The organism is Pannonibacter sp. CBAS1226 (assembly GCF_055685825.1).
The window spans coordinates 41,194-65,402 of record NZ_JBVOUO010000008.1 but is presented as its reverse complement, the minus strand read 5'-3'; the positions used below and the strand labels follow the sequence as shown (position 1 = coordinate 65,402).

The following is a 24,209-nucleotide window of genomic DNA, read 5'->3' as shown; positions in this document are numbered from 1 at the left end:
GGCCGCATAAGAATTACGCAGTTCTGCGTTTCAAGGTCACGCTGTTGACACGCTTTGTCCTAAACTCGGTCCGATTCGGTATTCGGGGAGACTGGGATGAAGCGGCTTGTGATCGGGGCGGGCATTGTGGCTGTGCTCGTGGCCTCTGCTGTGGTCATCGTGCCCATGGTGCTGCCGAAGGACGCCATCAAGGCGCGCGTCGTGCAGGAAGTGGAAGCGGCCACCGGCTGGCGGCTGCGGATCGACGGGCCCGTCGCCATCTCTCTTCTTCCCCAGTTTCAGCTCAGCGCCACGGATGTGGGCCTGTCGGGCGAGGCCGGGGCGCGGGGTGTCGAGTTTGCACGCGCCGGCACCATTTCTTTTGAGCTGGCCTGGGGCGCCCTTTTCGGTGGGGCCATTCAGGTGACGGGGATTGGCCTCGACAAGCCGGAGTTCGATCTGCTCATCGACGCGGAAGGCCGCACCTCTTGGGCTCCGCGCAAGCCGATGAAGCGGATTGAGGGCGTTTTCACCCAGTTTGACGGTAAGGGCAGCCCGCAGCCCGCATCTGCCGGATCACCGGCGCCGGCGCTCCCGGCCGAGGCACCGCAGGAAGCGCGTGATCTGACCGCCCTGACGCGGATCGGCTTTGATGATGTGCAGATTCGCGGCGGCCGCATCGCCTTTGCGGATGCGCGCAGCGGTTCCCGGCAGGAGCTGAGCGATATCAACGGCCGCTTCACCGTCCCTGCTCTGGACCGCACGGCCGATCTTGACGCCAGTGCCGTGTGGAATGGCCAGTCCGTCGTGCTGGATGTGGAGGTGACGAGCCTTCTGAAGCTTGCCGCCGGAGAGACGGCAGCCATTGATCTGATGGTCAAGGCGGGCGGGGTGACCGTCAATGTGGAAGGCGGGCTTGGCCTGTCGCCGCTGGCTGTGGATCTGGCCGTGGATGGCAAGGCCGCTTCTCTGGCTGCCATCATGGCGCTTGCCGGAGCTGACGGCGCGCAGGACAGCGGTGAAGTGTCCCTCGCGGGCCGTGTTGCCGGCGATACGCGCCAGATTGTCCTGCAGGATGGAACGGCGGCCCTTGGCGCGCTCAAGCTGGCGCTGTCTCTCGATGCGGACCTCACTGGCAAGGCGCCGCGGGTTGAAGGCCGTGTCCAGTCGTCGGGTGGCAGCTTGCAGGATGCGCTGAGGCTGGCAAACCTGTCCTTCCCGGCCACGGGTGAGTTCGGTACGGATCTGCGCTTTGCGGCGGCAGGAGCGGATACGCCCTCGCTGCTGGGCTCGCTGGAGCTCTCCGGCCTTGTCTCGGTCTCGGGCGGCACGGTGACAGGCCTTGATCTGGCCGCTGCCACCGGCGGCGATGAAAGCGCCAACCAGATCAGCGGCATCAATGCCAAGATGAGTTTCGACGGGCTGGACAAGCCGGTCACCGTCTCCGGCGGGCTGAGCTGGCGCGGCGAAGCCTTCGCCCTGAAGGGAACGGCCACTCCGGCCATTCTGCTGGCCGGTCTTCCGGCTCCCGTCGATATCCGCCTTGAAGGTGCCAAGGGGGCTGCCGGGTTTGAGGGTTCTGCCTCCTTGTCCGGCGGGGTGGATGGCTCGGTCTTCGTGGAGACGAAGAGCCTGCGCAATCTGCTGTCCTGGCTGGGCCGCCCGCTTGCGCCTGGCGCCGGTCTTGGCCCGTTCCGGGTGGCGGGTGTGTTTGCCGCCGGGGACAATGCGGTCTCCTTCCGCAACACGGCCTTCACGCTGGATGGCATCAGCGGCAGCGGCGAGGGCCGGCTGGCCTTTGGCCGGGTGCCGAAACTGACGGCTTCGCTCGTGCTCGAAAGCCTGCCGCTGGATCCCTATCTGGGTACCGGCCCGGCGCAGGCGCCTTCCGGTGCCAAGCCCGCCGCAGGTGCTGCGGCCCCCTCTGGCGGCGCCAGAGCTGCGAAGGGCTGGAGCAATGCCCCGGTCGATTTCGGCGGCCTTGCGGCTTTTGATGCGGACCTGACCCTCACGGCCAAGTCGATCAACTGGGACAGGATCAAGCTTGGCAACAGCGCGCTCAAGGTGGCGATTGCCGATGGGGTTCTGACCGCAGATCTGCAGCAGGTCTCGCTTTATGGCGGCGAGGGCAAGGGCACGCTGACGGTGGAAGGTGGCAACCGCCAGCCGCAGATCCGCTCGGCCTTCACCCTGTCCAAAGTCGGGGCCCGGGATCTCTTGCGCGATGCCACGGGCATTTCCTGGCTCGATGGCGTGGGCTCGCTCTCCTATGACGTCAATACGCGTGGCAGCAGTGAAGCGGAACTGATCGGCAATCTCGGTGGCGAAGCGAAGCTTGAGGTCCTCAACGGCGCCATTCTCGGGGTCAACCTGCCGGATATGGTGCGCAATGTTGCGGCCCGCACACTGCTGGGCTGGCAGCAGTCCAGCGAGGCGCGGACGGATTTCACCACCTTGAGTGCATCCTTCCAGATCAGCAATGGTGTTGCCCTCAACCAGGATCTGGCGCTGGCCGGTCCGCTGATCCGCATGACGGGCAGCGGCACCACCGACATGCCGGGCCGGACGCTGGACTGGCGGGTGGAGCCGCAGATCGTACCCAGCCTGCAGGGCATTGCGCCGACGCCGCGGGCCAAGGGCGAATCCAAGACGATGGCGGCCCTCGGCGTGCCGGTCGTCATCCGGGGCTCCTGGGACCGGCCGCAGATCTATCCCGATATTCAGGGCATTCTGGAAAACCCGCAGGCAGCTTATGAACAGCTGCAGCAGGTGGGCGGCGAGCTGGTGCAGCTTCTCAAGGTCAAGCCGGATGAGGCGCTCGGGACCGTGGCCAATGACCTGATCAGCCAGACCACCGGCGGCAAGGTGCAGATCGATGTGCAGAAGGTTCTGAGCGGCGAGGTCAGCGACCAGAGCGTGCTGAAGGCGCTGGAGCAGGGCTTTGGCCTGCCGTCCGGCTTCCTCGGTTCTTCAGGTCCCGGCGTGCCGGAGGGACGGGAGGTTCTGCCCGAGGAGCCGGGTTCGGAATCCCAGCCCCAGCCTTGAGGTGAAACCGGCGTCAGCTTGCAGCGTCAGGCAGGCCAAGGGCCTTGCGCATGCAGGCAAGGCTGTCATCCAGCTTGCCGGAATTGTCGATGCGGATGACGCCGGGCACGTCGGGCATATCGATATCGGCCCGGCTGAGGCGGCGGCTGATCTCTTCCCGGCTTTCGCGTCCGCGCGCCGCCAGCCGTCCGGCCAGCACGTCAATGGGTGCGGTCACCAGCAGGATGATCAGGGAGGCATATTTCTGCCGGGCCTGATTGAGGATCTGGCGTGAGCCGTTGGCGATCACCGTGTGACCGGCGCGGATGCCGTCATCGATGCTCTCCGGCAGGATGTAGCCAAGGCCATGCGCCTCCCAGGCAAGGGCCACGCGGCCCTCGCGGCAAAGCCCGTCGAATTCGGCCCGGCCGATGGCATCATGGTCCTCCGTCGCCCCGTCCGTTGTCCGGGTGATGAGGCGGCGGGCGAAGATATAGGCCGGATCGCCCGCAAGGCTGTCACGCAGGGCATTCATCAGCGTGTCCTTGCCCGCTCCACTGGGGCCAACCACCAGCACCAGCCTGCCCGGCCCGAGCAGGGCCGTGCCGCCGCTTGTCTGGCGTTCCTCTATCCCGCCGTTCATTGCACTCTCCGTGACAAGCCGTTTCAAACGGCTGTTTCTGTGGGCAGTGTTCCTTGCGGACTGTCTGTCAGGCTCAAACCCCTCTCCCCCTCAAGGGGGGAGAGGGACGCTGTGGCTCTGTTCTGGTCACGTCATCCGGTTCGGTCCTGTCAGTCTCACGCGACGCGCCGTCCCTCGCGCCAGACACCGCGCACGACCGGGACATTGCCCACCAGCCGCACCTGCACCAGATCGGCCCTGAGGCCCGTTTCCAGGCGGCCGCGGTCGGCAAGGCCTGCCATCTTCGCCGGGGTGGCCGTCACCATCGCCATGGCCTGCGGCAGGGAAACGCCCTCGACGTCACCGGCGAGATGGAACGCGGCCTGCAGCATGGACACCGGCACATAGTCGGAGGAGATGATGTCGAGGCAGCCGTCTTCCGCCAGTGCCTTTGCGGAAATGTTGCCGGAGTGGGAGCCGCCGCGCACCACATTCGGCCCACCCATCAGCACGCCCATGCCGGCCGCATGCGAGGCGCGGGCTGCTTCCAGCGTGGTCGGGAATTCGGCAATGCCGGTGCCGAGGCTGATCGCCTCGTCCACATGGGCCACGGTTGCATCGTCATGGCTGGCCAGAAGAATGCCGCGCTCACGGGCCGAATCTGCCAGCAGCTTGCGGTGCTGCGGGGCGTTCTTGTCCGCAACAGCCTGCCGCATGGCGATATAGGCTTCCATCTGCTCGTCGGTGAAGTTCTTCTTGGTCTGGTAATAGACGCGGTACATCTCAATGGAGACGAACTGCCGCTGGCCGGGGGTGTGGTCCATCAGCGACATCAGGCGCACATGGGCATCGTTCTTGAAATGCTCGTAGGCGCTCATCACGTCCGGGGCGGAAACCTCGCAGCGCAGATGGATGAAATGCTCGGCGCGCAGCCGCTTTTCGGCCTGTGCGCTTTCGATGGCGCCGGCGAGTGCGCGCATGTCGTCCACATTCAGCTCCGCTTCCGCATCCATGCCGACGCGCAGGGCATCAAACACGGTGGTGATGCCGGCGCAGGCGATCTGCGCATCATGGGCCTGCACGGCGGAAACCGGGTTCCAGCGCACCTTCGGGCGCGGGGAATAGTGGATTTCCAGATGGTCGGTATGCAGTTCGACCAGTCCGGGAATCAGGAAGTCGCCCTCGCAATCATGGCCATGGGCCGGGATGCCGCCTTCATCGATGGCGCTGATCGTGCCGCCCTTCACCTCCAGGCTGCCGGTGATGACACTCTCCGGCAGGACGAGGCGGGCATTGGTGAAGCTGTGCGTCATGTGGGTCATTGGCTCTGGCTTTCGGCAGAAACGGGGATCAGGCGCAGGGCAGGGTCCTGCGGGCCGGTGGATCCCGTGAGGGGCAGGATGTCGACGGCGCGGAACGGTGCGCCGCGTTCCGGCTCGGCAAAAAGGCCGAGGCTGGCAATCTGATGCGGGCGGTCTGTCACCGCAGCAAAGTGGGCCATGGCGGCCGCTTCAAGGGCAGAGATGGTGCTGTCCTCCTCCAGCTTTACCGAAAGGGTCATGTGGAAGCGGAATTCCTCGAAAACATAAGGATAGCCCCAGGCCCGCAAGAGGTCCTGCTGGCGGGGCGAGAGGTTCGCAGCCAGACGGCGCGCCATGTCGGCTTCGCTCAAAGGCGCGCGGAAGGGCTCGAAAGCCTCGACGCAGGCAGCGGCAAAACCGTTCAGATCCACGCTCTCCGGCTGCGGGGTCAGCGCCAGAAAGCGGCCCAGCCGGGTGACCGACAGACCGGGAATGGTGAAGGGGGCCGCTTGGCTGCAAAAGCTGCGGAAGGCATCGCGCAGCGCTTGTTCATCACGTCCGCCTGCGAGGGAAAACGGCGCCTTCAATGTGCCGTGAAAGCCATAGCGGCGCGGGTCCGTGGTCAGGGTGGCAAGGTCTTCGGCTGTGAGGCCCGGTACATGCGGCTGGGGCAGGGCCGTGCCGTCCACCGCGTCGCGTCCAAGCCACGTGGCACCGAGCCGGGTCAGGGAACTGTCTGCGGGAGCGGTGTAATAAATAGCGTAGCGCATCGGAAGGGGAGCCGTCTTGTCTCAAGAATCGTAAGGCTGGATATAAGAAGCAATGGCCAGAACTAAGGCTGGCGCATGTAGGCTATGTGACAGAGACGCCGCTGTCCTCAGCTCCGGTGTGGCGCGCATAGGCGGCGAGCCGCTCCTCCAATGTGCCGGTGTGAAGCTCGAACAGGTGGTTGTCTTCGTCGTAGAAGTACACCGACCGGCCCTCACCGGCAATGCGGGGCCGGGGCGGCCTTACCTCAAGGCCAAGGCTGCGGATACGCTCCATCGCAGGCTCGATCTCCGCATCATCCACCTTGAAGGCGATGTGGTTGTAGCTGCGCTCAGGCAGGCTTTCGCCCTGCATGACGGCGATCCAAATATCCCCAGATACAAAGAATTTCTCCGCAGATAACGAAAATCCGGCCCCGCGGCTGCAGTAAACCTCGCGGAGGCCAAGGACCTCCGTGAGAATTCTGGCCATTCGCGTGATGTCACGGCAGATGAAAGTCATGTGGGAAAGGCCGTGAATCGGCATGAATCATATCCCTGTTTGCAATTGCAGCCAATGCGCGTAGATATTCGCGAAATTGTGCCGGTGGTTGTCTTAGATCAACTTGCTTTTCACCGCGGCATAGGTAATTACTGCAATGCCCTGCCGCGCAGGTGAGGGGTGATGAGTGTTCGTTAAATTTGTCTACTTGTATACATTGAAGTGAGTGGCAAAGCAACGCCGTGGCAAGGGGGCGCTGAATGACCGGGTTTGGACCGCTGGACCGGGGAACCGGGATTGCCGTCTGGCGCCAGATAGCCGAGTGGATCCGCACCGAAGCAGCCACCGGCCGGTTTGTGCCCGGAATGCAGCTGCCGCCGGAAATGGAGCTTGCGGCCCGCTTCGGCGTGAACCGGCACACGGTCCGGCGGGCCATCTCCGTGCTGACACACGAGGGCCTGCTGCGGGCGGACCAGGGGCGGGGAACATTTTTTGCCGACCGTTCTGTCAGTTATCCGATCTCGCGGCAGACGCGGTTCTCTGAAATTCTGGCCGGACAAGGCCATGCGCCGGGCGGGCGTCTGACGGGAGCCGGGGTCGAGGGGGCGAGCGAGTTCCTTGCCGGCAAGCTCGAGCTGCCGGCGGGAACGCCGCTGCAGCGGATAGAGACCTTGCGGGTTTCCGGAGAAACACCGGTTCTGGCTGGAACAAGCTGGTGTGAGTTGATCCGCTTTCCGGGTCTTGCGGCGGATTTCGCCGAGACGGGTTCCTTCACACAGTGCTTCACGCGTGCCGGCCTTGGCGGCTATTACCGCCGGGAGACGCGGATCTATGCCGAACGGGCGACGCAGGCCGATGCCCGGTTGCTGGATATCGAGCTGGGGTCGCCGGTGATGGTCATGGAAATAGTCAACGAGGACCCGGATGGCCGTCCGGTGCAATATGCCCGCAGCCGCGTTGCGGCAGACCGGATGGAACTGGTGGTGCGCAGCTGATCAGCTCTTCTTGCGGGTCCAGCAGGGCTTTGCCTTGCTGGCTTCTTTCCAGCCGCTGCGGGCTTCCGGCCAGGCTGTCCGGGCCTGTGCCTCATGCCATCCCAGGACGAAGCCGGACGCCGCGGCCAGAGAGGTGGCACGAACCGTCTTGCCCGCCGCTTTACCTGCCGTCTTTACGGGGCCAGGCGTCAGCGTGGCCAGCCTTTCCGCCATGGCCACGTCATTGAGGTAGCCAAAGACGTCCTGCAGATTCTTGAGGTGCTTCAGAAACGTCTTGCGGCTTTCGCCGGGGAACAGGCAGGCGAAGAATTCCAGCCCGTAACGGAACTTCTTCAGAGCCTTGCGCATGTCATGGCGCTCGGTCCGCGACAGGGTGTCGAGCCGCCGGCCATAGCTCTGCACCTTGCGCCAGCGTTTGCCAATGGCCTCGCTGGCAAAGGCGGTGACGGCTTCGGCGAGCCGGTCCGCCTGACGGGCATCCTCTTCCTTGCGCCAGCCCGCTGTCTCGCAGTAGCTGGCAAGATCCAGCAGGAAGCCGTTGAAGGCTGCGCTGGCGAGTTCTGCCGTCAGCTCCAGCCGCGTTGCCTGCCGGTCCTTGCCAAGCTGCTCCAGCAGCAGCGGAATATTGATGCCTTCCGGCGCGTGAGATGCAAGAGGGGCGGTGATTTCATCGCTCAGCACATCGAGATCCCGCAGCGCTCCGGCGGCGGCGGCATAGCGGCTGGCCTGCTGGTCCAGCGCACCGGTGCGGCGCGGGTCGAGCACCGGGCGGAACAGCTTGAACGCGGTGCGCAGCCGCCGGAAACCAATGCGCAGCTGATGCGGGCCTTCATTGTCCGCACTGGTCAGGCAGACCATGCGGGCGGCCGAAATCTGGTCGATGCAGGAGCGCAGGATGTGCTGATAGGCGTCTTCCACACTCATCGTGGCGTCGAGGCTGATGGTGCCGGCGTTGCACGGGGCTTCGTCCTGCCCGAGAAACAGCCGGTAGCCGCGCTCGGCTTTGCTCATAGGCGAAAAGCGGAAGGCGTTGTTGCCCGCCAGCGCCAGTGCGGCTTCATAAAGCGGCGCGATGCTGCCGGATTTCAGCTCCAGCTCCAGTTCGCACAGGGGCAGGCGCTTGTCTCCCGCAACAATCTCGCCGATATCCAGCGCGGCTTCGATGACGGTTCCATCTTCCCGGGTGAGGTCGCGCTGGGTGCGCTGCATCACGGTCTCGAAACAGGGAACGAGTTCGGCACCGCCGGTGCAGTCTGCGATCTGGCGGCGGATGTCCTCATCGGACACCTGATCCAGCTGGAACTGCGGGCCGCTGACATCCGTCTCGATCTCGATGGGAGAGGACAGGCCGCCGGAAAGCGGCTTGCCGAGCTTGACCGTCTGGATCCAGCGCCGCCCGGACTTGCGCACCCGTGCGGCGATCCTGGCCTTGTGCAGCCTGAGATCTGCCGTGTCGAAATAGATCGACGTGAGTTGCTTCGTTGAGGCTTTGCCGGAGGAAAATCCTGTGACGGCCCCGGAGATCTTGAGGCTCTCCGCTGCGCCAGGTTCAAGCTCCAGCTTGAGTTCGACTTCCTTGTCCGGCGTGCTCATGGCAGAAGTACTAGCCTGCCGCCGGTGCGGTGTCGAATGATTTCGGGAGACCTGCGCGGTCAGCCGCGCCCGAACAGGCGGCCGAGGCGGGCGCTCACCTTCATCAGGAAGGAAACGGTCCAGGGCATGGGGCGGCGGTTGAAGGCGATCTTGCGCACATAGACCGGCACATGCCAGACCGCGCGGGTGCCTGCGGGAAACAGCATGCTGACGCCGGGGCGGCCTTCATAGGTGTTGCCAGCCTCGTCGGTGATATGCACCTCGCCTTCAAGGAAGAGCACCGTTTCGTCCCAGAAGAAGTGCCAGTGGAACGTGCCGGCGGTGCACTCCCAATGGTCGGTCGAAGACCAGCCGTTGGTGCCGGTCGACAGGCTGGCGAGCCGGGCCTGCGGCGTGCCCTCGATGATCCACTCCGGGCGGATCGGCGCGCTGCGCATGGCGGCGGTGTTGAGGGTCGCATAACGGAAGGCCGGGGTTGCGCTGCCGGACCGGTTTTCCTGCGTTGCAGAGCCCCCGTCCTGCGGTTTGCCGATGCTGCCATTCTCGATCAGTGCCATGATGCCCAGCCTTCTCCTGTCCGGCGGCGCCTCTTTGTCTGCGGGCGCCTGCGGTTGTTGAGCTTATGCCATAGCGCCCGTTGCCGCGTGGTTTAACCGCAGCGCTGCAAGATCCCGAAGTTGCAAATGCAGTTAACCGCCGGTCACCGGATTGATTAGCTTTCGCGCGAATAGCGTGCCGCTTCGGCGGGCCAGCTCTCGATGTCATGCGGGCGGCCTTCCTGATCGGCAAAGGCCACCATGTCACGGGCGAGGATCGCGTCAAACAGAAGCACTGACGTTACGGCCATCCGCCGGCCCCGGTCAAGGATCAGCAGCTCGAAGCCTTCCTGCAGGCGGGCGCGCAGATAGGGCACGAGATCGCTGGTCTTCCAGGCGAGCGGGCGGGCCGGATCGACGAACATCACATAGATGCGCTCGATCGGATCGCGGTGGAAATAGGCGCCGGCATCCAGCGGATGGGGGATGCGGTTGCGGTCCGGGCTGTTCGCCAGCCGGGCGGAGAGATAGGCGCATTGATAGGCAAGGCAGGCAGAAGGGCGTTCCGGCTGGCCGAAGATGGCGCAGCCATGGTCCTTGATGCTGGCGCAGGGCCGGTACATCGGCTTGTCCAGCGGGCCGATCTCGGGGAGCTCGCAGCAATAGGTGCAGGTGCGGCACCAGGATATGCGGGCGCCAGCGTCCTTCTTGCGTTTTGCCTGCCCCACGCGGCGTCTCCCTCTCGCTTCAGACTGTAAATCGAGCGGCAGATTAAAGACTTATCCCTGAAGCTCAAGGCCGGTGATGCAAATGAAGGGGAGGGGCGCAGGGCAACGCGCTGAAGGGGGCGCTGAAGCGGGGGCGCTGAACTGATGCAGCGTGCCTGGAAATGGCGCTGGAAAGTATGGTGCCCCTGGCCCGAATCGAACGGGCACTCCCTCACGGGAAACGGATTTTGAATCCGTCGCGTCTACCAGTTCCGCCACAGGGGCAGCGTCCTTGGAGCCGCGACTATAGCCAGACTGGCTTTGCCGTCAATCCACTGCCCGGGGCTTTCCCCGCTCCAATTGGCAATTGTCTGCTGCACTGCGAAAATATCCGGCTGCTGCCACCGTTCTCCCGATGACAAAAGCTCCGGCGGCGGCTATGCAGAATGCCATTATGCTGAGAAAACTTTACGACTGGACCTTGTCCCTCGCCTCTGGCCCGCGCGCACCGCACGCGCTGGGGGCGGTCTCATTCATTGAAAGCTCGTTCTTTCCGATTCCACCGGATCTGCTGTTGATCCCCATGGTGGTCGCGAACCGGCGCAAGGCTTGGTTCTACGCGGCCATCGCCACGGTCATGTCGGTGCTGGGCGGCATTTTCGGCTATCTGATCGGCGCTTTCCTGTTCCATCAGATCGCAGAGCCGATCCTGACCTTCTATGGCTACATGGACAAGTTCGACCGCTTCAGCGAGATCTTCAATGCCTGGGGCTGGTGGTTTGTGTTCATTGCCGGGCTGACGCCGTTTCCCTACAAGGTGATCACCATCGCCGCTGGCGTCACGGGCCTTTCCATGCCGGTCTTTGTCATCGCCAGCATCGTGTCACGCGGGCTGCGCTTCTTTGCGGTCGCCGGGCTGCTGTATCTCTTCGGTGAGCCGATCCGCAACTTCATCGAGAAGCGCCTTGGCCTCGTCTTCACGGTATTTGTGATTCTGCTTGTTGGCGGCTTCGCTGCTATCAAGCTGCTGTGACATCGCGTGAGGATCTGAAATGACGTCGCTTCAGCGGGCCAGGGCGGCCAATCTGCTTCTGCTTCTGGGGGGCACGGCTTCCATTGCGGCCGCCTGGGGCTTCCAGCTCATTGGCGGGTATCTGCCCTGCAAGCTGTGTCTTGAGCAGCGCGTCCCCTATTATGTGGGGCTGCCGCTGGGTGTGCTGGCGCTGCTTGCTCTCCTGACCCGCCGCACCGGCATTGCCACGGTGCTGCTGCTTCTCGTGGCGGCGGTCTTTGCCTATGGGGCCGGACTTGGCGCCTATCAGGCCGGGGCCGAATGGGGCTTCTGGATGGGGCCATCCGACTGCGGCGGCGGCGGTGCCACGCCCAAATCTGCGGCCAACATGCTGCAGGCGCTGCAGAACACCCGCGTCGTCTCCTGCACGGAAGCCAGTTGGCGCATGTTCGGCCTGTCCTTTGCGGGCTGGAACATGGTGGCCTCCGCCGCAGTGGCCGTTCTGGCGCTGTTTGCAGGCTATCAGGCCCGCAAGGGCTGAGAGGGGACACGGCCATGGGTGAGCGGGAACGGCGGGCTAAAGCCAAGGAAGACGAAGCCAGACGGGCCCTGTCGCGGGTCCAGGCCGAGAGCGAAACCATCCTGGGCTCCGCCACCAGCCGCATGGCCAGCCATGCCCAGCGTCATTTCGGTGCCGCCGACAAGAACCAGAACGACCGGATCGAGGTCTGGGGCACGCGCATCGGCCGCATGGCGGGGCTGCTGTTCGCGGTCGGGCTGGTCATCTATCTGGTCAGCGCCTATCTGATGTGAACCGCAGGTTCACAAGGGGCGATTTGATGAGTGACCGGACAGAGGCGCCAGACCCGCAGATTGCAGCCATCGCGGCCATGGTGGCCCCGGGGCTGGATGCTTTCGAGATCATTGCCCGTCAGGCCTATGCGCAGCTTCCCGAAGAATTTCAGGCGCTTTGCGAAGGCGTGGTGATCACGGTCGCCGATTTCGCCGATGAGGAGATGCTGGAAAGCGTCGGCCTTGAGGATCCGTTTGAACTGATGGGCCTGTTTCAGGGCATTGGCCTCGCACAGGGCGGCGACTTCTTTCACACCGGGCAGCATCCGAACCGGGTCTGGCTGTTCCGCCGTCCCATTCTCGATTACTGGGCCGAGCACGAGGAACAGCTGGGTGATGTGGTGACCCATGTTCTGGTGCATGAGATCGGCCATCACTTCGGCCTGTCGGATGAGGACATGGAAGCAATCGAGGCCGCAGCGGGCTGACCCGCGCGGCCTCGTTGTTGACTGTCTGCGCGGGGCGTTGCTCCCGGCAGCAGTGTCTTACTTCTCTTCGGCCTTGGCGCGCTCGATCGACTCGATGATCAGCTGACGCGCCCTTTCCGGGCCTTCGATGCCGGTGATCTTCACCCACTTGCCGGGCTCCAGATCCTTGTAGTGCTCGAAGAAGTGCTTCACCTGCTCCATGGTGATCGCCGGCAGATCGTCGACCGACTTCACGTTCTCGTAGCGGCGGGTCAGCTTGGTGCTGGGAACGGCGATGATCTTCTCATCCTGGCCGCTCTCGTCTTCCATCAGCAACACGCCGATGGGACGGCAGCTCATGATGGCGCCGGGCACGATCGGGCGCTGGTTGATCACCATCACGTCGATGGGGTCGCCATCGCCGCACAGGGTGTGGGGCACGAAGCCATAGTTCCCCGGATAGCGCATCGGGGTGTAGAGGAAGCGGTCCACGTACATGGCACCTGCTGCCTTGTCCATCTCGTACTTGATCGGCTCGCCGCCGACCGGAACTTCGATGATGACGTTGATGTCTTCCGGCGGGTTCTTGCCGATCGGCACCGCATCAATACGCATGAGCTTGCTCCTTGAGTTGCTGCGCAGGTCTATTGCAGGGACCGCGCCGCGAAGCAAGGGGCAAGTGTGGTAAAGCGTTGAAATCCGGGCTTTCCGGTGCCGCTGGGTGACAGATCCGGCAGGCGCGGTTCAGCGCTCCGCCTCGTGCCAGCAATAGATGGACAGCTCCAGCCGCTTGCCGCCCGTCTGGTGCCAGGAGCGGCCGGTCAGTACGCCGCCAAGTGCGGCATAGAAGCCGCAGGCCGGTTCATTGTCCGTCAGGACGCGCACCGCAAGGCCCTTGAGGCCGCGCCGCTCAAGGCAGGTTCTGACGCTGGCAAACAATTTGCGGCCAAAGCCGAGGCCCTGATATTCCGGCTTGAGATAAAGCTCGTACAGCTCCCCGGCGCAGCCGGTGCCCCGCATGCGGCAGGGCCCATAGCTGGCATAGCCTGCCACCTCGCCTGCCACTTCCAGCACTTCGATCTCGACACCCTTGTCGATGGCGTCATGCCACCAGCCGCCGCTGCGGCGCGCGACAAAACGTTCCAGGTCCAGCCCGTCGAGCATGCCCCGGTAGGCAAGGCGCCACGCCTGCGCATGCACGGCCGCAAGGCTGGCCGCGTCATCATGTCGTGCGGGGCGCAGTTCCACGAGGCTCGTCGTCATGGGCAGATGATAGCCGGGCGGGAGGCAAACAGGAAGCAGGCAATGAAGAGGGAAGTGCGCCGTCTTCCGCAACGGCAAATGAAAAGGGCCAGCACGAGTGCTGGCCCTTCAGGTGCCCGTTCGAATGTACTTCAGCACTCAACCTGATCAGCTCCGTTCCGGGGGGCTGGGGGCTAATGCGTACCGGAACCAGAACCGTTCAGGCCGAACGGGTATGATCATAAGATGGTGGGCCAACGTGGCGTGTGAAGGGCTCAATTGAGGCAAAAGCAAGGTATCTTTTCAGCATTCCTGCGGCCTAAAAACCCTGCCACACGCAGGCTTGCCAGTGAGGTCCGCAAGGGGCATCATGACAAGTCAATGACATATCCTCGCCGGCAGGCATCAGCAGGTCTGATTCCGCAGCAAGGTTGACGGGAGGTGGCATGAGCGAGAGCGAAGGAGATGCAGCCGGACAGCCGCAAGGCTTTCCCTCTGAGATGCCCGTCCGGCCGGACAGTCCGCCCGGTTCCAGTTCCCAGATCAATGCTCCCCAGCACGGTGCTGCCCAGCCCACCGTCCCGCAGATCCCGGCGAAACCCGTCGTTGCCTTTGACCGGCGTGAGCTGGACCAGATCCTGCGCATCTATGGCCGCATGGTCGCGGATGGAGAGTGGCGGGACTATGCCATCGATCTGATGAAGGACCGGGCCGTGTTCTCCGTCTTCCGCCGCAGCAGCGAAATGCCGCTTTACCGGATCGAGAAGGACCCGAAGCTTGCCCGCCGCCAGGGCGCCTACAGCGTGGTGGCCACGGGCGGCATGGTGCTCAAGCGCGGGCACGAGCTGGCATCTGTTCTCAAGGTCTTCGAAAAGAAACGCCATCTGCGGCTGGTGGATGCCTGAGCGCAGGCAGATTGCCCGTGACGGATACGAAGCCCCCGGACCGTCTGATCCGGGGGCTTTTCTTCCAGCTTTTTCTTTAAGTCTCAGAAGCGCAGGCTCAACTCGGCATTGACCGAATGGGACTGGGCGTTGCGGCGCAGTTCGCCGCCGTAGGAGAGCTTGCCGGTCAGCTTCTGGCTGGCATTGGTGGCGGCAACGCCAAGGTTGAGCCGTCCGATATCGCGGCCAAGATCCGGGGCAGCGCTGTTGACCGAGCTGCCGAGCAGCTGAACCTTGCGGCCCGCGGCAACCGGACCCAGGGCGCGGGCATAGGCGAGATCCATCATCGGCGTCACGCTGTAGCTGCCGAAGGCGATCGGCATGGCCGACAGGCGCAGGCCAACACCGGTTTCCGAACCGGTGGAGGTGGAGCTGCGCAGGCTGACGTTGAACACGTCGGCGCCCGTTTCGCTGCCGGACCCGAGCCACTGGTGGCGCACACGGCCATGGACATAGGGCCGGGCCAGCAGGCCTTCAGTCTCGAAGGTCATGCCGATACGGGCGGAGGCGGAGAGGCCGAGGTCGGTGGTCTTGGTCTGGCCGTTGACGGTCACGCTGGTGCCCGAGCCGGTGATGTTCTTGCGGTCGAGGGTGTTCTCGAAGCGCGAGAAGCTGGAAGCGGCTTCCAGGAAATACCGGTCGTAGGTGTAGCCGCCATAGATCAGGGCATGCAGGCCGTTGATCCGGGCGCGGTCACCGGCGCTGCGCATCGAGGAGGTGCTGAAGCCGCCGGCGGCGCCAAGGCGCAGATTCTCTGTTGCGATGAATTCACCGCCCACCAGCAGGCCTGCGCTGCGGCTGGTGGAGGAGGCGGAGGTGGAGGTACCGTCCATCAGGCTGATGCCGGCCAGCGACTGGGCCCAGAAGCGGCGGTTCGCCTCACTGGGTGCTGCGCCATTGGTGGAGACGGCGACGGCCGGACCGGCGGGATCCAGCAGCGAGCTGGCGCGCTGTTCGGTGATGCCCATCACCGTGTTGACCGCCTGCGTCTGCACCTGTGCGGTCTGGGAGAAGGCGGCAACCTTCTTCACGTCATTGGTGCTGGTCAGCCTGTCGAGGCTCAGCAGGCCCCAGCCATACTGGCTGTCGATGCCGGCTGCACCAATGTCCGTGGCAGTCATCAGGACGAGGCGTGCCAATTCCTGCGGCGTGGCGTTGGGATACATCTGCTGGGCGATCGCCAGCGCACCCGTGACATGCGGCGTGGCCATCGAGGTGCCCGACATGCGCACGTAACCACCGGTGTTGGCGGTGGAGTAGATGCCGCCCGTTGTCTCGTCGTCATCGCCGCCCGGTGCGGCCATGCACCACATCATGGTCACGCCACAGTGGTTGGAATAGGCGGGGGTGATGCCGTTCTGGCCGACGGCGGTTACCGAGATCCAGCTGGCCTTCAGTTCCGGATAGAGATAGGGCAGGGCCGATTCAATGCCTGCATCCGTCGCGCCGTCGTTGCCTGTCGCCCAGACCATCACCGCGCCGCGGCTGGCTGCATCCCGCACAGCGGCCAGCAGCACCGCGTTGTCGGCTTCGAAGGTTGTCCGGTCCATCGCCAGATCGCCGGTCGGGGTGTAGACATAGCTGCCCCAGGAATTGTTGAAAATGCGGATGCCATTGTCCAGGGCATAGTCAAGCACACGGGCGACATATTCGTTTTCGATGTCACCGGCGCTGTCCATGATGGCAAGATTGGCGAGCCTCACACCCGGCGCAACGCCCATCATGCCGGTGCCATTGGCCGATGCGCCGATGATGCCGGCCACATGGGTGCCGTGGCCATTGGCGTCGGTGAAGGTCGCCATCTCCTCGGCGCCGTTATAGTTCAGGGCGCTGAGGTTGGCGATGAGATCCGGATGGCTGGCCAGGATGCCGCTGTCGAGGACGCCGATTGTGACACCGGCTCCGGTGTAGCCACGGGAATGGGCAATCGGGGCGCCGGTCATCAGCAGACCCCACTGGGCACCATATTCGTTGACAGGCAGCAGCGGGGCTGCATGCGATGCCGCGATGGACAGCGAGAAAGTGGTAACCGCCGTGGCGCCGAGAAGCGCGGAGCGCAGAAAATGGGTGTGTTTACGCATGTCAGCCCTGGAAAAAAACAGAAACAGGCTTTCCGTATCGTCCAGAACTGATTTGTGTTCAATCAATGGCCGGTGATGGCGATTTCCGGGTGCTTCAGAAAATGGAAAGGGCGCGGAGGTAATCCGCGCCCTTGAACTTTTCTGCTGTGTGCCGCGGTTATTCGCGGTTGCCGAAGAGCTGCAGCAGCATGAGGAAGAGGTTGATGAAGTCGAGGTAGAGGCGCAGGGCACCCATGATCGACTTCTTCGTGGCCACTTCGCCGGTGTCGCCTTCGTAGTACATTTCCTTGATCTGCTGGGTGTCATAGGCGGTGAGGCCTGCGAACACCAGCACGCCGATCACCGAGACAGCGAACTGCAGGGCGGAAGACGCCAGGAAGATGTTGACCACCGAGGCGATGATGATGCCGATCAGGCCCATCAGCAGGAACGAGCCCCAGCCCGACAGGTCCTTCTTGGTGGTGTAGCCATAGAGGCTCAGCGCACCGAAGGAAGCTGCGGTGATGAAGAACACGCGTGCGATCGATCCGCCCGTGTAGACGAGGAAGATCGAGGACAGGGACGCACCCATGAGGGCGGCATAGACCCAGAAGCTGACCTGCGCGGTCGAGGCACTCATGGACTGGATGCGCATGGAGAGGAAGAACACCATCCCCAGCGGAGCCAGCATGATCAGCCACTTCAGCGGCGAGGCATAGAGCGCATAGCCAAGCTGCGAGAGCATCGTGCCATTGCCGAGAACGGCAGCGGCGGCTGCCGGATCAGTGGTCGTCGCAAACTGGGCAAGGCCCAGGGCGATGAAACCCGTGATGGCAAGACCGATGGTCATGTAGTTGTAGACGCCCAGCATGTAAGAGCGCAGGCCCTGGTCAATGCCGGCATCGGCGTAGCGGCCGGCGACCGCGTACGGTGCTTCATTTTTCCGGTCGAACGTCGACATATAGTGTTTCCCCTTCATTAGGTTACGCGGGAGGGACACTCCCAAACCGCCTCGACGGAGCAAGTCCGTTTGCAGAAGAATATGGGCGGGGTTCTGCCATCGCACAAGGGCAAATGGCCAAAAAACGCTTCCGGGAAGATTACAAAATCTCCATCTGAGGCGCCCGGCGCCGGTGAAAAGGCGCCGGAAGACCGTCTGTTATGGTCACAGATTGCGCAGCACCGGCGCAGGTTTCTTGCCCAGCACGCGCCATGTGCCGATGAGACCGAAGCCGACGGTCAGCACCAGAGCGGCAAGGGCCGCCGTGACTGCGGTGCCCGGGAGCAGCGTGAAGGACCCGTTCATCACCTGCGTAATCACGAACCACGCGGCAATGGACCCGGCCAGCACTGCAAAGACCGCCGTGCCGAGGCCGAGCATCGCATATTCCATCGCATAGGCGCCGGTCAGCCGGGCGCGGGTGGCGCCCAGCGTCTTCAGGATCACCGCGTCATAGATGCGGCTGCGGTTTCCGGCCGCCAGCGCTCCGGCCAGCACCAGAATGCTGGAGATGAGTGTGATGGCGGAGGCCGCCCTGATGGCGACGGCAAGCTGGGCGACGAGATCATTCACCTGCGCCAGCGCATCCTTGACGCGGATGGCCGTCACGGTGGGGAAGGCGGAGGAGACGGTCTTCAAAAGGCCCAGCTCACGCTCGGCCGGCGCATCCGGGTCCCAGGTCACGGTCATCAGGAAGGCGTGCGGGGCACCGGCGAAGGTGTTGGAGGAGAAGACCATCACGAAATTGATGGCGAGCGATTCCCATTCCACCTTGCGGGTGTTGGCGATCTTCGCGGTGATTTCCCGGCCCAGCACGTTGACGGTGATCCGGTCGCCGACGGCCAGCCCCAGCTCGGTTGCCAGTTCATCATCGAAGGAGACCAGCGGCTCGCCGCTGTAGCCCTCCGGCCACCATTCGCCCTTCATCAGGGTGGAATTGGCCGGCAGGCTGTCCTGATAGGTGATGCCCCGGTCGCCGCGCAGCACCCAGGCGGCGCTGGCCGGCGGGGTGATCTGGTTGACCGGCACATCCTTGAGGCTGACGAGGCGGCCGCGCAGCATGGGCACGCTCTGGATCTTCGCGTCCCCGGCGTCCTGCTGCAGCAAGGTGGCGAAGGCATCGCGCTCGGTGCTCTGGATGTCGATGAAGAAGAAGCTCGGGGCTTTTTCGGCAATCGTCGCCGTCAGCTCCCGGCGCAGGTTGCCGTCGATGAGGGCCAGTGACACCAGCAGGGTGAGGCCAAGGCCGAGCGACAGCACCACGGAAGAGGTGAGCGCGCCGGGCCGGTGGATGTTGGCAATGGCGAGCCTGAGGCCGGTGGAGCGCACCTGCGGCGCCTTGCGCGCGGCAAGCATCATCAGCCGCGCCACCCCGCCCAGCAGCAGGAAGGAAGCGGTGGAGGCCACCACATAGATCGAGGCAATGCGCCGGTCTTCGGCCAGGAAGATGGCGATGCTTGCCAGCGACACGGCGGCGATCAGCGTTGCGGCCAGATAGCGCTTGCGCGGCCAGACCTTGGCGCCCGTCACCTGATCGCGGAAGAGGGCTGTCGGCGGCACGTCATGTGCGCGGCCCAGCGGCCAGATGGCAAAGGCAAGGGCCGTCAGCAGGCCATAGAGCAGGCCGAGCCCAAGCTCCGCCGGGTAGACGGACACCGCCAGCTTCACTGGCAGAAGGCCGGAAATGGCCCCGGCTGCCGCGAAGGGGATGATGGCACCTGCCACAAGCCCGATGGCGATGCCGATGGCGGCAATGATCATCATCTGGATCAGATAGATGCGGAAGACGAGATCATTGCTGGCGCCGAGGCACTTGAAGCTGGCGATCACCTCGCGCTTGCTTTCAAGGAATGCCCGCACCGCATTGGCAACACCGACGCCGCCGACGACCAGTGCGGTAAGGCCCACCAGCGTCAGGAATTGGGTGAAGCGCTGGATGTTGTTCTCCAGCCCCGGCGAGGCGCTGGCGCGGGACTGGATGCGCCAGCCGGCTTGCGGAAACTGCTCACGCGATTGCTCGATGAGGCGGATGATGCCTTCGTCCGTGGTGCCGGGGGGCAGCTTCACCATGTAGGACCAGGTGACGAGGCTGCCGGGCTGGACGAGCGCCGTTTCCGGCAGTGCCGCTTCGCTCAGCATCAGGCGCGGGCCGAATTCCAGCCCGCCGGAGAGCTTGTCCGGTTCGGTGGCGATCACGCCGGTGAGGGTGACGGTGGCGCGGCCGATGGAGAGCTTGTCACCGGGTTCAAGCCCGAGGCGGGCGAGCAGCGAAGCATCGGCGACGGCGCCAAAATTGCCATCCGGCTGGCGGCCCATGGCCTCGGCAGGATTGGTGCCGCCTGCAAGTGAAAGAGTACCGTAGAGCGGATAGGCGCCATCAATGGACTTCAGCTCGACAAGCGCCTGATCGCTGCCGTCGGTCTTGCGGGCCATGGCGCGCAGGGTCGCGGTGCGGGTGATTTCGCCAAGGCTCTGCACATAGGCATATTCGGCGGCATCGGCCTCGCGGTGGACGAGGCGGAAGGACATGTCGCCGCCGAGGATCGCCTGTCCCTCGTTGGAAATGCCTTCCGTCAGCGCCCGCGATACCGAGGCAACGCCCGCGATGGCGGCAACGCCAAGGGCAATGCAGGCGATGAAGATGTAAAAGCCCCTCAAGCCGCCGCGCAGTTCCCGCAGGGCAAAGCGGAAGGCGAGGGCGAGCGAGCTGTTGCCGCCTGACGGGGCCGGAGCAAAGGCCGTCATGCGCGGGCCTCCGCCGGGGAGGCGTGATGCTCCTCCTCCACCTGGCCGGAGCGCATGCGCACCACCCGGTCGCAGCGTTCGGCCAGCGCCGGGTCATGGGTCACCAGCACCAGCGTGGTGCGGCGGCGGGCAATGGCTGCAAACATCAGCTCGACGATCTGCTCGCCGGTTGCAGCGTCGAGGTTGCCGGTCGGCTCGTCGGCGATGAGGATTTCCGGCTCCACCACCAGCGCCCGTGCAACGGCCACGCGCTGCTGCTCGCCGCCGGACATCTGCGCCGGATAGTGGGTGAGGCGGTGGCCGAGGCCCACGGCTTCAAGCTCCGCGCGGGCCTTGTCGAAGGCCTTGGGATCGCCGGCAAGCTCCAGCGGCACGGCGACATTTTCCAGCGCCGTCATGTTGGGCACCAGATGGAAGGACTGGAAGATGATGCCGACATTGCGGCCGCGGAAGCGGGCCAGTTGATCTTCGTTCAGCGGCGTCAGCTCGGAGCCAGCCACGATGACCGAGCCCTTGTCTGCCCGCTCCAGCCCGGCCATCACCATCAGCAGGGTGGACTTGCCGGAACCCGATGGGCCAACCAGACCGGTCGAGCTGCCGGCCTCGATTTCCAGATCGACACCTTTGAGAATGTGAACCCGGCCTGCGCCGTCTCCGAGGCTGAGGTGAACTCCCTTGAGCGCAATGGCTGGTCCAGTCGTCATGTGTGACCCTATATAGGTTGGGTGCCTGGATGGGATCTGAGCGGTGCCGCTGCCGTTTCACTGCGGTGCCAGCCCATCGGGCAACAAAAAGTATGGTCCCGCAGCCTGCGGGTTTCGGGTGCATATGGGGCCCTGTCACGGAGTGATCCAGACCGCCATGTTCAAGTTTGTGTATCTGTTTGTCGCAATTGCGGTGTCTGCAAGCCTTTCTTCCGGCCATGCGCTTGCCAATGACGCAGCTGTGAAGATTGTTGTCCTCGGGGACAGCCTGTCGGCCGGCTATCAGCTCGCCCCCGATGAGGCCTTTCCGGTGCAGCTGGAAAAGGCGCTGAAGGAGAAGGGTGAGAACGTCACCGTGATCAACGCGGGTGTCTCCGGTGATACCTCCTCCGGCGGCCTGTCGCGGCTCGACTGGTCGGTGCCGCCGGAGGCGGATGCGGTGATCGTGGAACTGGGCGCAAACGACGCCCTGCGCGGCATTGATCCGGCTGCCACCCGCAAGAATATCGAGGCCATCGTCTCCCGCCTGCGGGAGCGGGGTGTCGAGGTGCTGGTGGCCGGCATGATGGCGCCGCGCAATCTGGGTGAGGACTATGCCGCCGCCTTCGACCCGATCTTCGCGGATGTGGCCGGGGCGCATGATGCGCTGCTCTATCCGTTTTTCCTCGAAGGTGTGGCGATGAGGCCGGAACTCAATCTGGCTGACGGCATGCACCCCACTGGGGAAGGGGTTTCGGTCATCGTTGCCAATGTGCTACCTCTCGTGCAGGATCTCGTTGCCCGCGCCCGGCAGAAATAATCTTCTGCCCCGCCGGGTCCTGCCTTTCGCGGCTTGCCGCACCTGCCACATTGTCTTGAACAACGTCTTGAACAAAGACCTTTCGAAACACGAGGGATGTTCCGATGGATCAACGCCGTCTTGGCCGCACGGATATCATGGTCAGCTCGATCTGCCTTGGCACCATGACCTTTGGCGAGCAGAACACGGAAGCTGAAGGTCATGCCCAGCTCGACTATGCGCTGGACCATGGCGTCAACTTCTTCGACACCGCCGAGATGTATCCGATCCCGCCCAGCGGCGAGACGCAGGGGCGGACCGAGCGCATCATCGGCACCTGGCTGAAGGCGCGCGGCAACCGGGACAAGATTGTTCTGGCCACCAAGGTGGCGGGCCGTTCGGACAGCACCTACTACCGCAAGTCCGGTGAAGAGGTGCGCCTCACCCGCCCGCAGATCCGTGAGGCGATCGAGCGCAGCCTGAACAACCTGCAGACCGATTACGTCGATCTCTATCAGGTGCACTGGCCGGACCGCACGGTCCCCGGCTTCGGCTCCAACCCCACCCGCTGGAACGATCCGGCGCCCGCTGCGGACGAGACGCCGATTGCCGAAACGCTGGCGGCCCTGAGTGAACTCGTCAAGGAAGGCAAGGTGCGCCACATCGGCCTGTCGAACGAAAGCGCCTGGGGCACGATGACCTATCTGAAGCTGGCCGAGACCGAAGGCCTTGCCCGGCCGGTGTCGATCCAGAACGCCTACAACATGCTGAACCGCACCTTCGAGACGGGGCTGGCCGAAGTCTCCTTGCGCGAGGATGTCGGCCTGCTCGGCTATTCGCCGCTGGCGCAAGGCGCGCTGACGGGCAAGTATCTGGATGGCGCGCTGCCGGCCGGATCGCGCAAGCAGCTCTACAACCGCCTGCAGCGCTATGAGAAGCCGGGCGCCGAAGAAGCCATCCGCGCCTATGTGGAACTGGCCCGTTCGGCCGGCATGGATCCGGCCCAGCTCGCCATCGTCTTCCCGCTGACCCGCAGCTTCATGACCTCGGTGATCATCGGAGCAACCTCCATGGCGCAGTTGCAGGTGGCCATCGGCGCGGCGGATGTGAAGCTTTCGCCGGAGCTGATCGGCAAGATCGACCTGCTGCACCAGATGCATGGCAACACTTCGCCCTGATCTGTGTGGTGGCCTGTGACATGGCTGCCGCAAGGGCAGGGAGAGCCTGCGAATCAACAACTTGTGCGGCGCGTTTTGCGCCGCGCTTCATTTCGGGAGCGCAAAGCCCCGTCTTTTCAAGGCCTTTGCGAATTTCCTTGCGCAGTGCGGCAAGATGTCCCCTGATGGAGGGACCAGCGACAGCGGAGGGTTGCCCGATGCCGCGATTGTTTACAGGTCTCGAAATTCCGGCCCAAACCGGCCTGCACCTGTCCATGCTCCGCGGAGGCCTGCGGGGCGCCCGCTGGATTGATCCCGAAAACTACCACATCACCCTGCGCTTCATCGGCGATATCGATGACCGCACGGCTGACGAGGTGGCCGATGCCCTGTCGCGCATCCGGCGGGACCCAATCGAAATCCGGCTCAACGGCCTTGGCTCCTTCGGCAATGGCAAGCCGCATTCCATCTGGGCGCGGGTGGAACCTTCCGCCCAGCTGGCCGAGCTTCAGGCCGAGCAGGAGCGTATCCTGCAGCGGCTGGGGCTGCCGCCGGAGCGGCGCAAATACATGCCGCATGTCACGATTGCCCGCTGCAAGACGGCCAGCAACGCTGACGTTGCCCGCTGGCTGACGGAGCGCGGCAGTTTTCAGGCGCCAACTTTCCTTGCCGGGCGCTTTGTCCTGTTCTCCTCCCGTGCCAGCATCGGCGGCGGACCCTATCTTGTCGAGGAAGCCTTTCCGCTGGCCGCGTAAAGGGGTGTGCAACTGGCCTGCCTTGAAACGGGCCAGTTGGCGCGGCAGGCTGGGACCGGTTTCAGGCAGGGACAGAAGGCATGATTGACGGCGGTTTGCTGGTGCTGCAGGTGGTCAAGGCAGTGACCGGTTTCATTCTGGGGCTGCTGGGGGCGGCGGGCTTTCTGGCCTTCGGCTTTTTCCGGGATGTGTTTGCGCAGCAGGATCCGGTGATGGCCGGTGCGGTCACCGGCACGGCGCTCGTCTCTGCGGCCTTTCTGGGTGCGCTTGCCTTCGCGCCTTCTTTCATCGCCATCGCTCTTGCCGAAGTGCTGCGGCTGCGCAGCATCGTCTATCACGTGGGGCTGGCGGGGCTGATCGCGGCCGGGCTCTGGATCATGGGGGACAGCAGCCTCGTCGCCAATGGCCGCAGCGGGTGGCTGCCGGGTACCACGGTGGCGCTGGCCTCCGGCTTTACCGGCGGCATCATCTACTGGGTGATTGCCGGGCGCACATCCGGCTGCTGGAGAAGCACGGCCGACAGGCCGGGCTGAGGCTGCTTTGAAGTT

Annotated in this window: 24 protein-coding genes and 1 tRNA gene; 11 read left to right on the top strand and 14 right to left on the bottom strand. The window is 64.2% G+C overall.

Annotated elements, in window-relative coordinates; all coding sequences use genetic code 11:
* Positions 1–96: 96 nt before the first annotated feature.
* The gene (locus AC0CMF_RS19835) at positions 97–3,024 is read left to right on the top strand and encodes an AsmA family protein (protein ID WP_457169065.1); all 2,928 of its coding nucleotides are present in this window, start codon (positions 97–99) and stop codon (positions 3,022–3,024) included.
* A 13-nt stretch (positions 3,025–3,037) separates the two neighbouring features.
* On the opposite strand, the gene phnN is transcribed toward AC0CMF_RS19835, so the two are convergent.
* From phnN to fosX, 4 genes are all read right to left on the bottom strand, one after another.
* Complete coding sequence (gene phnN / locus AC0CMF_RS19830) at positions 3,038–3,646, bottom strand: phosphonate metabolism protein/1,5-bisphosphokinase (PRPP-forming) PhnN (protein ID WP_094463690.1); 609 nt, start codon at positions 3,644–3,646, stop codon at positions 3,038–3,040.
* Between the two features lie 155 nt (positions 3,647–3,801).
* The gene (locus AC0CMF_RS19825; RefSeq protein WP_457169063.1) at positions 3,802–4,947 is read right to left on the bottom strand and encodes an alpha-D-ribose 1-methylphosphonate 5-triphosphate diphosphatase; all 1,146 of its coding nucleotides are present in this window, start codon (positions 4,945–4,947) and stop codon (positions 3,802–3,804) included.
* Positions 4,944–5,696, bottom strand: coding sequence for a DUF1045 domain-containing protein (locus AC0CMF_RS19820; RefSeq protein ID WP_472482434.1), 753 nt, complete (start codon positions 5,694–5,696; stop codon positions 4,944–4,946). The genes AC0CMF_RS19825 and AC0CMF_RS19820 overlap by 4 nt, the downstream gene beginning before the upstream one ends.
* An 82-nt stretch (positions 5,697–5,778) precedes the next feature.
* On the bottom strand, positions 5,779–6,219 hold the full coding sequence (gene fosX / locus AC0CMF_RS19815) for a FosX/FosE/FosI family fosfomycin resistance hydrolase (RefSeq protein WP_050475108.1): 441 nt from the start codon (positions 6,217–6,219) through the stop codon (positions 5,779–5,781).
* A 215-nt stretch (positions 6,220–6,434) separates the two neighbouring features.
* Between fosX and phnF the strand changes: the two genes are divergently transcribed.
* On the top strand, positions 6,435–7,169 hold the full coding sequence (phnF, locus tag AC0CMF_RS19810; RefSeq protein WP_122523009.1) for a phosphonate metabolism transcriptional regulator PhnF: 735 nt from the start codon (positions 6,435–6,437) through the stop codon (positions 7,167–7,169).
* Here the strand turns inward: phnF and AC0CMF_RS19805 are convergent, their stop codons facing one another.
* From AC0CMF_RS19805 to AC0CMF_RS19790, 4 genes are all read right to left on the bottom strand, one after another.
* On the bottom strand, positions 7,170–8,762 hold the full coding sequence (locus tag AC0CMF_RS19805) for a CYTH and CHAD domain-containing protein (protein WP_374630321.1): 1,593 nt from the start codon (positions 8,760–8,762) through the stop codon (positions 7,170–7,172). It abuts the gene before it with no gap.
* Between the two features lie 59 nt (positions 8,763–8,821).
* A complete protein-coding gene (locus tag AC0CMF_RS19800; protein WP_058898623.1) occupies positions 8,822–9,319 on the bottom strand; it encodes a cupin domain-containing protein in 498 nt (165 codons plus the stop codon).
* A 155-nt stretch (positions 9,320–9,474) separates the two neighbouring features.
* Positions 9,475–10,026 carry a hypothetical protein gene (locus tag AC0CMF_RS19795; protein ID WP_374630322.1) on the bottom strand — a complete coding sequence of 184 codons (552 nt, stop codon included), beginning with the start codon at positions 10,024–10,026 and terminating at the stop codon, positions 9,475–9,477.
* Positions 10,027–10,203: 177 nt separating this feature from the next.
* Positions 10,204–10,290: transfer RNA gene (locus AC0CMF_RS19790), tRNA-Leu, on the bottom strand.
* Between the two features lie 169 nt (positions 10,291–10,459).
* Between AC0CMF_RS19790 and AC0CMF_RS19785 the strand changes: the two genes are divergently transcribed.
* The 4 genes from AC0CMF_RS19785 to AC0CMF_RS19770 are packed head-to-tail and all read left to right on the top strand — an operon-like array spanning position 10,460 to position 12,297.
* Positions 10,460–11,038, top strand: coding sequence for a YqaA family protein (locus AC0CMF_RS19785; protein WP_050475156.1), 579 nt, complete (start codon positions 10,460–10,462; stop codon positions 11,036–11,038).
* 19 nt (positions 11,039–11,057) lie between these two features.
* Positions 11,058–11,558 (top strand): disulfide bond formation protein B, encoded by a 501-nt coding sequence (locus AC0CMF_RS19780; protein ID WP_374630323.1) that lies wholly within the window; start codon positions 11,058–11,060, stop codon positions 11,556–11,558.
* Positions 11,559–11,572: 14 nt separating this feature from the next.
* Entirely contained in the window at positions 11,573–11,830 is a 258-nt protein-coding gene (locus tag AC0CMF_RS19775; protein WP_186392449.1) for a hypothetical protein, read from the top strand.
* Positions 11,831–11,856: 26 nt separating this feature from the next.
* Positions 11,857–12,297 carry a metallopeptidase family protein gene (locus tag AC0CMF_RS19770; RefSeq protein WP_374630324.1) on the top strand — a complete coding sequence of 147 codons (441 nt, stop codon included), beginning with the start codon at positions 11,857–11,859 and terminating at the stop codon, positions 12,295–12,297.
* A gap of 57 nt (positions 12,298–12,354) precedes the next feature.
* Here the strand turns inward: AC0CMF_RS19770 and ppa are convergent, their stop codons facing one another.
* Together ppa and AC0CMF_RS19760 are read right to left on the bottom strand one after the other, a co-directional pair.
* Complete coding sequence (ppa, locus tag AC0CMF_RS19765) at positions 12,355–12,891, bottom strand: inorganic diphosphatase (RefSeq protein WP_050475115.1); 537 nt, start codon at positions 12,889–12,891, stop codon at positions 12,355–12,357.
* A 129-nt stretch (positions 12,892–13,020) separates the two neighbouring features.
* Positions 13,021–13,539: a GNAT family N-acetyltransferase gene (locus AC0CMF_RS19760; protein ID WP_374630325.1), complete on the bottom strand. Its 519-nt coding sequence runs from the start codon at positions 13,537–13,539 to the stop codon at positions 13,021–13,023.
* A 425-nt stretch (positions 13,540–13,964) separates the two neighbouring features.
* Between AC0CMF_RS19760 and AC0CMF_RS19755 the strand changes: the two genes are divergently transcribed.
* Positions 13,965–14,423, top strand: a complete 459-nt coding sequence (locus AC0CMF_RS19755) for a DUF2794 domain-containing protein (protein ID WP_058898626.1) — start codon at positions 13,965–13,967, stop codon at positions 14,421–14,423.
* An 83-nt stretch (positions 14,424–14,506) separates the two neighbouring features.
* On the opposite strand, the gene AC0CMF_RS19750 is transcribed toward AC0CMF_RS19755, so the two are convergent.
* The 4 genes from AC0CMF_RS19750 to AC0CMF_RS19735 all read right to left on the bottom strand — a co-directional run bounded on the left by AC0CMF_RS19750 (position 14,507) and on the right by AC0CMF_RS19735 (position 20,971).
* The gene (locus AC0CMF_RS19750; protein WP_472482433.1) at positions 14,507–16,543 is read right to left on the bottom strand and encodes a S8 family serine peptidase; all 2,037 of its coding nucleotides are present in this window, start codon (positions 16,541–16,543) and stop codon (positions 14,507–14,509) included.
* A gap of 157 nt (positions 16,544–16,700) precedes the next feature.
* Positions 16,701–17,483, bottom strand: a complete 783-nt coding sequence (locus tag AC0CMF_RS19745) for a Bax inhibitor-1/YccA family protein (protein ID WP_050475119.1) — start codon at positions 17,481–17,483, stop codon at positions 16,701–16,703.
* A 204-nt stretch (positions 17,484–17,687) separates the two neighbouring features.
* Complete coding sequence (locus tag AC0CMF_RS19740) at positions 17,688–20,267, bottom strand: ABC transporter permease (protein WP_472482432.1); 2,580 nt, start codon at positions 20,265–20,267, stop codon at positions 17,688–17,690.
* The gene (locus AC0CMF_RS19735; RefSeq protein WP_050475121.1) at positions 20,264–20,971 is read right to left on the bottom strand and encodes an ABC transporter ATP-binding protein; all 708 of its coding nucleotides are present in this window, start codon (positions 20,969–20,971) and stop codon (positions 20,264–20,266) included. Before AC0CMF_RS19735 ends, AC0CMF_RS19740 begins: the two co-directional genes overlap by 4 nt.
* A 157-nt stretch (positions 20,972–21,128) precedes the next feature.
* On the opposite strand from AC0CMF_RS19735, the gene AC0CMF_RS19730 reads away from it, so the two are divergent.
* From AC0CMF_RS19730 to AC0CMF_RS19715, 4 genes are all read left to right on the top strand, one after another.
* Entirely contained in the window at positions 21,129–21,770 is a 642-nt protein-coding gene (locus tag AC0CMF_RS19730; RefSeq protein ID WP_472482431.1) for an arylesterase, read from the top strand.
* A gap of 104 nt (positions 21,771–21,874) precedes the next feature.
* Positions 21,875–22,927, top strand: a complete 1,053-nt coding sequence (locus tag AC0CMF_RS19725; RefSeq protein WP_374630327.1) for an aldo/keto reductase — start codon at positions 21,875–21,877, stop codon at positions 22,925–22,927.
* Between the two features lie 197 nt (positions 22,928–23,124).
* Complete coding sequence (gene thpR, locus AC0CMF_RS19720) at positions 23,125–23,661, top strand: RNA 2',3'-cyclic phosphodiesterase (protein WP_050475124.1); 537 nt, start codon at positions 23,125–23,127, stop codon at positions 23,659–23,661.
* A gap of 80 nt (positions 23,662–23,741) precedes the next feature.
* Entirely contained in the window at positions 23,742–24,194 is a 453-nt protein-coding gene (locus tag AC0CMF_RS19715; protein ID WP_122523028.1) for a translation initiation factor IF-3, read from the top strand.
* Positions 24,195–24,209 lie beyond the last annotated feature (15 nt).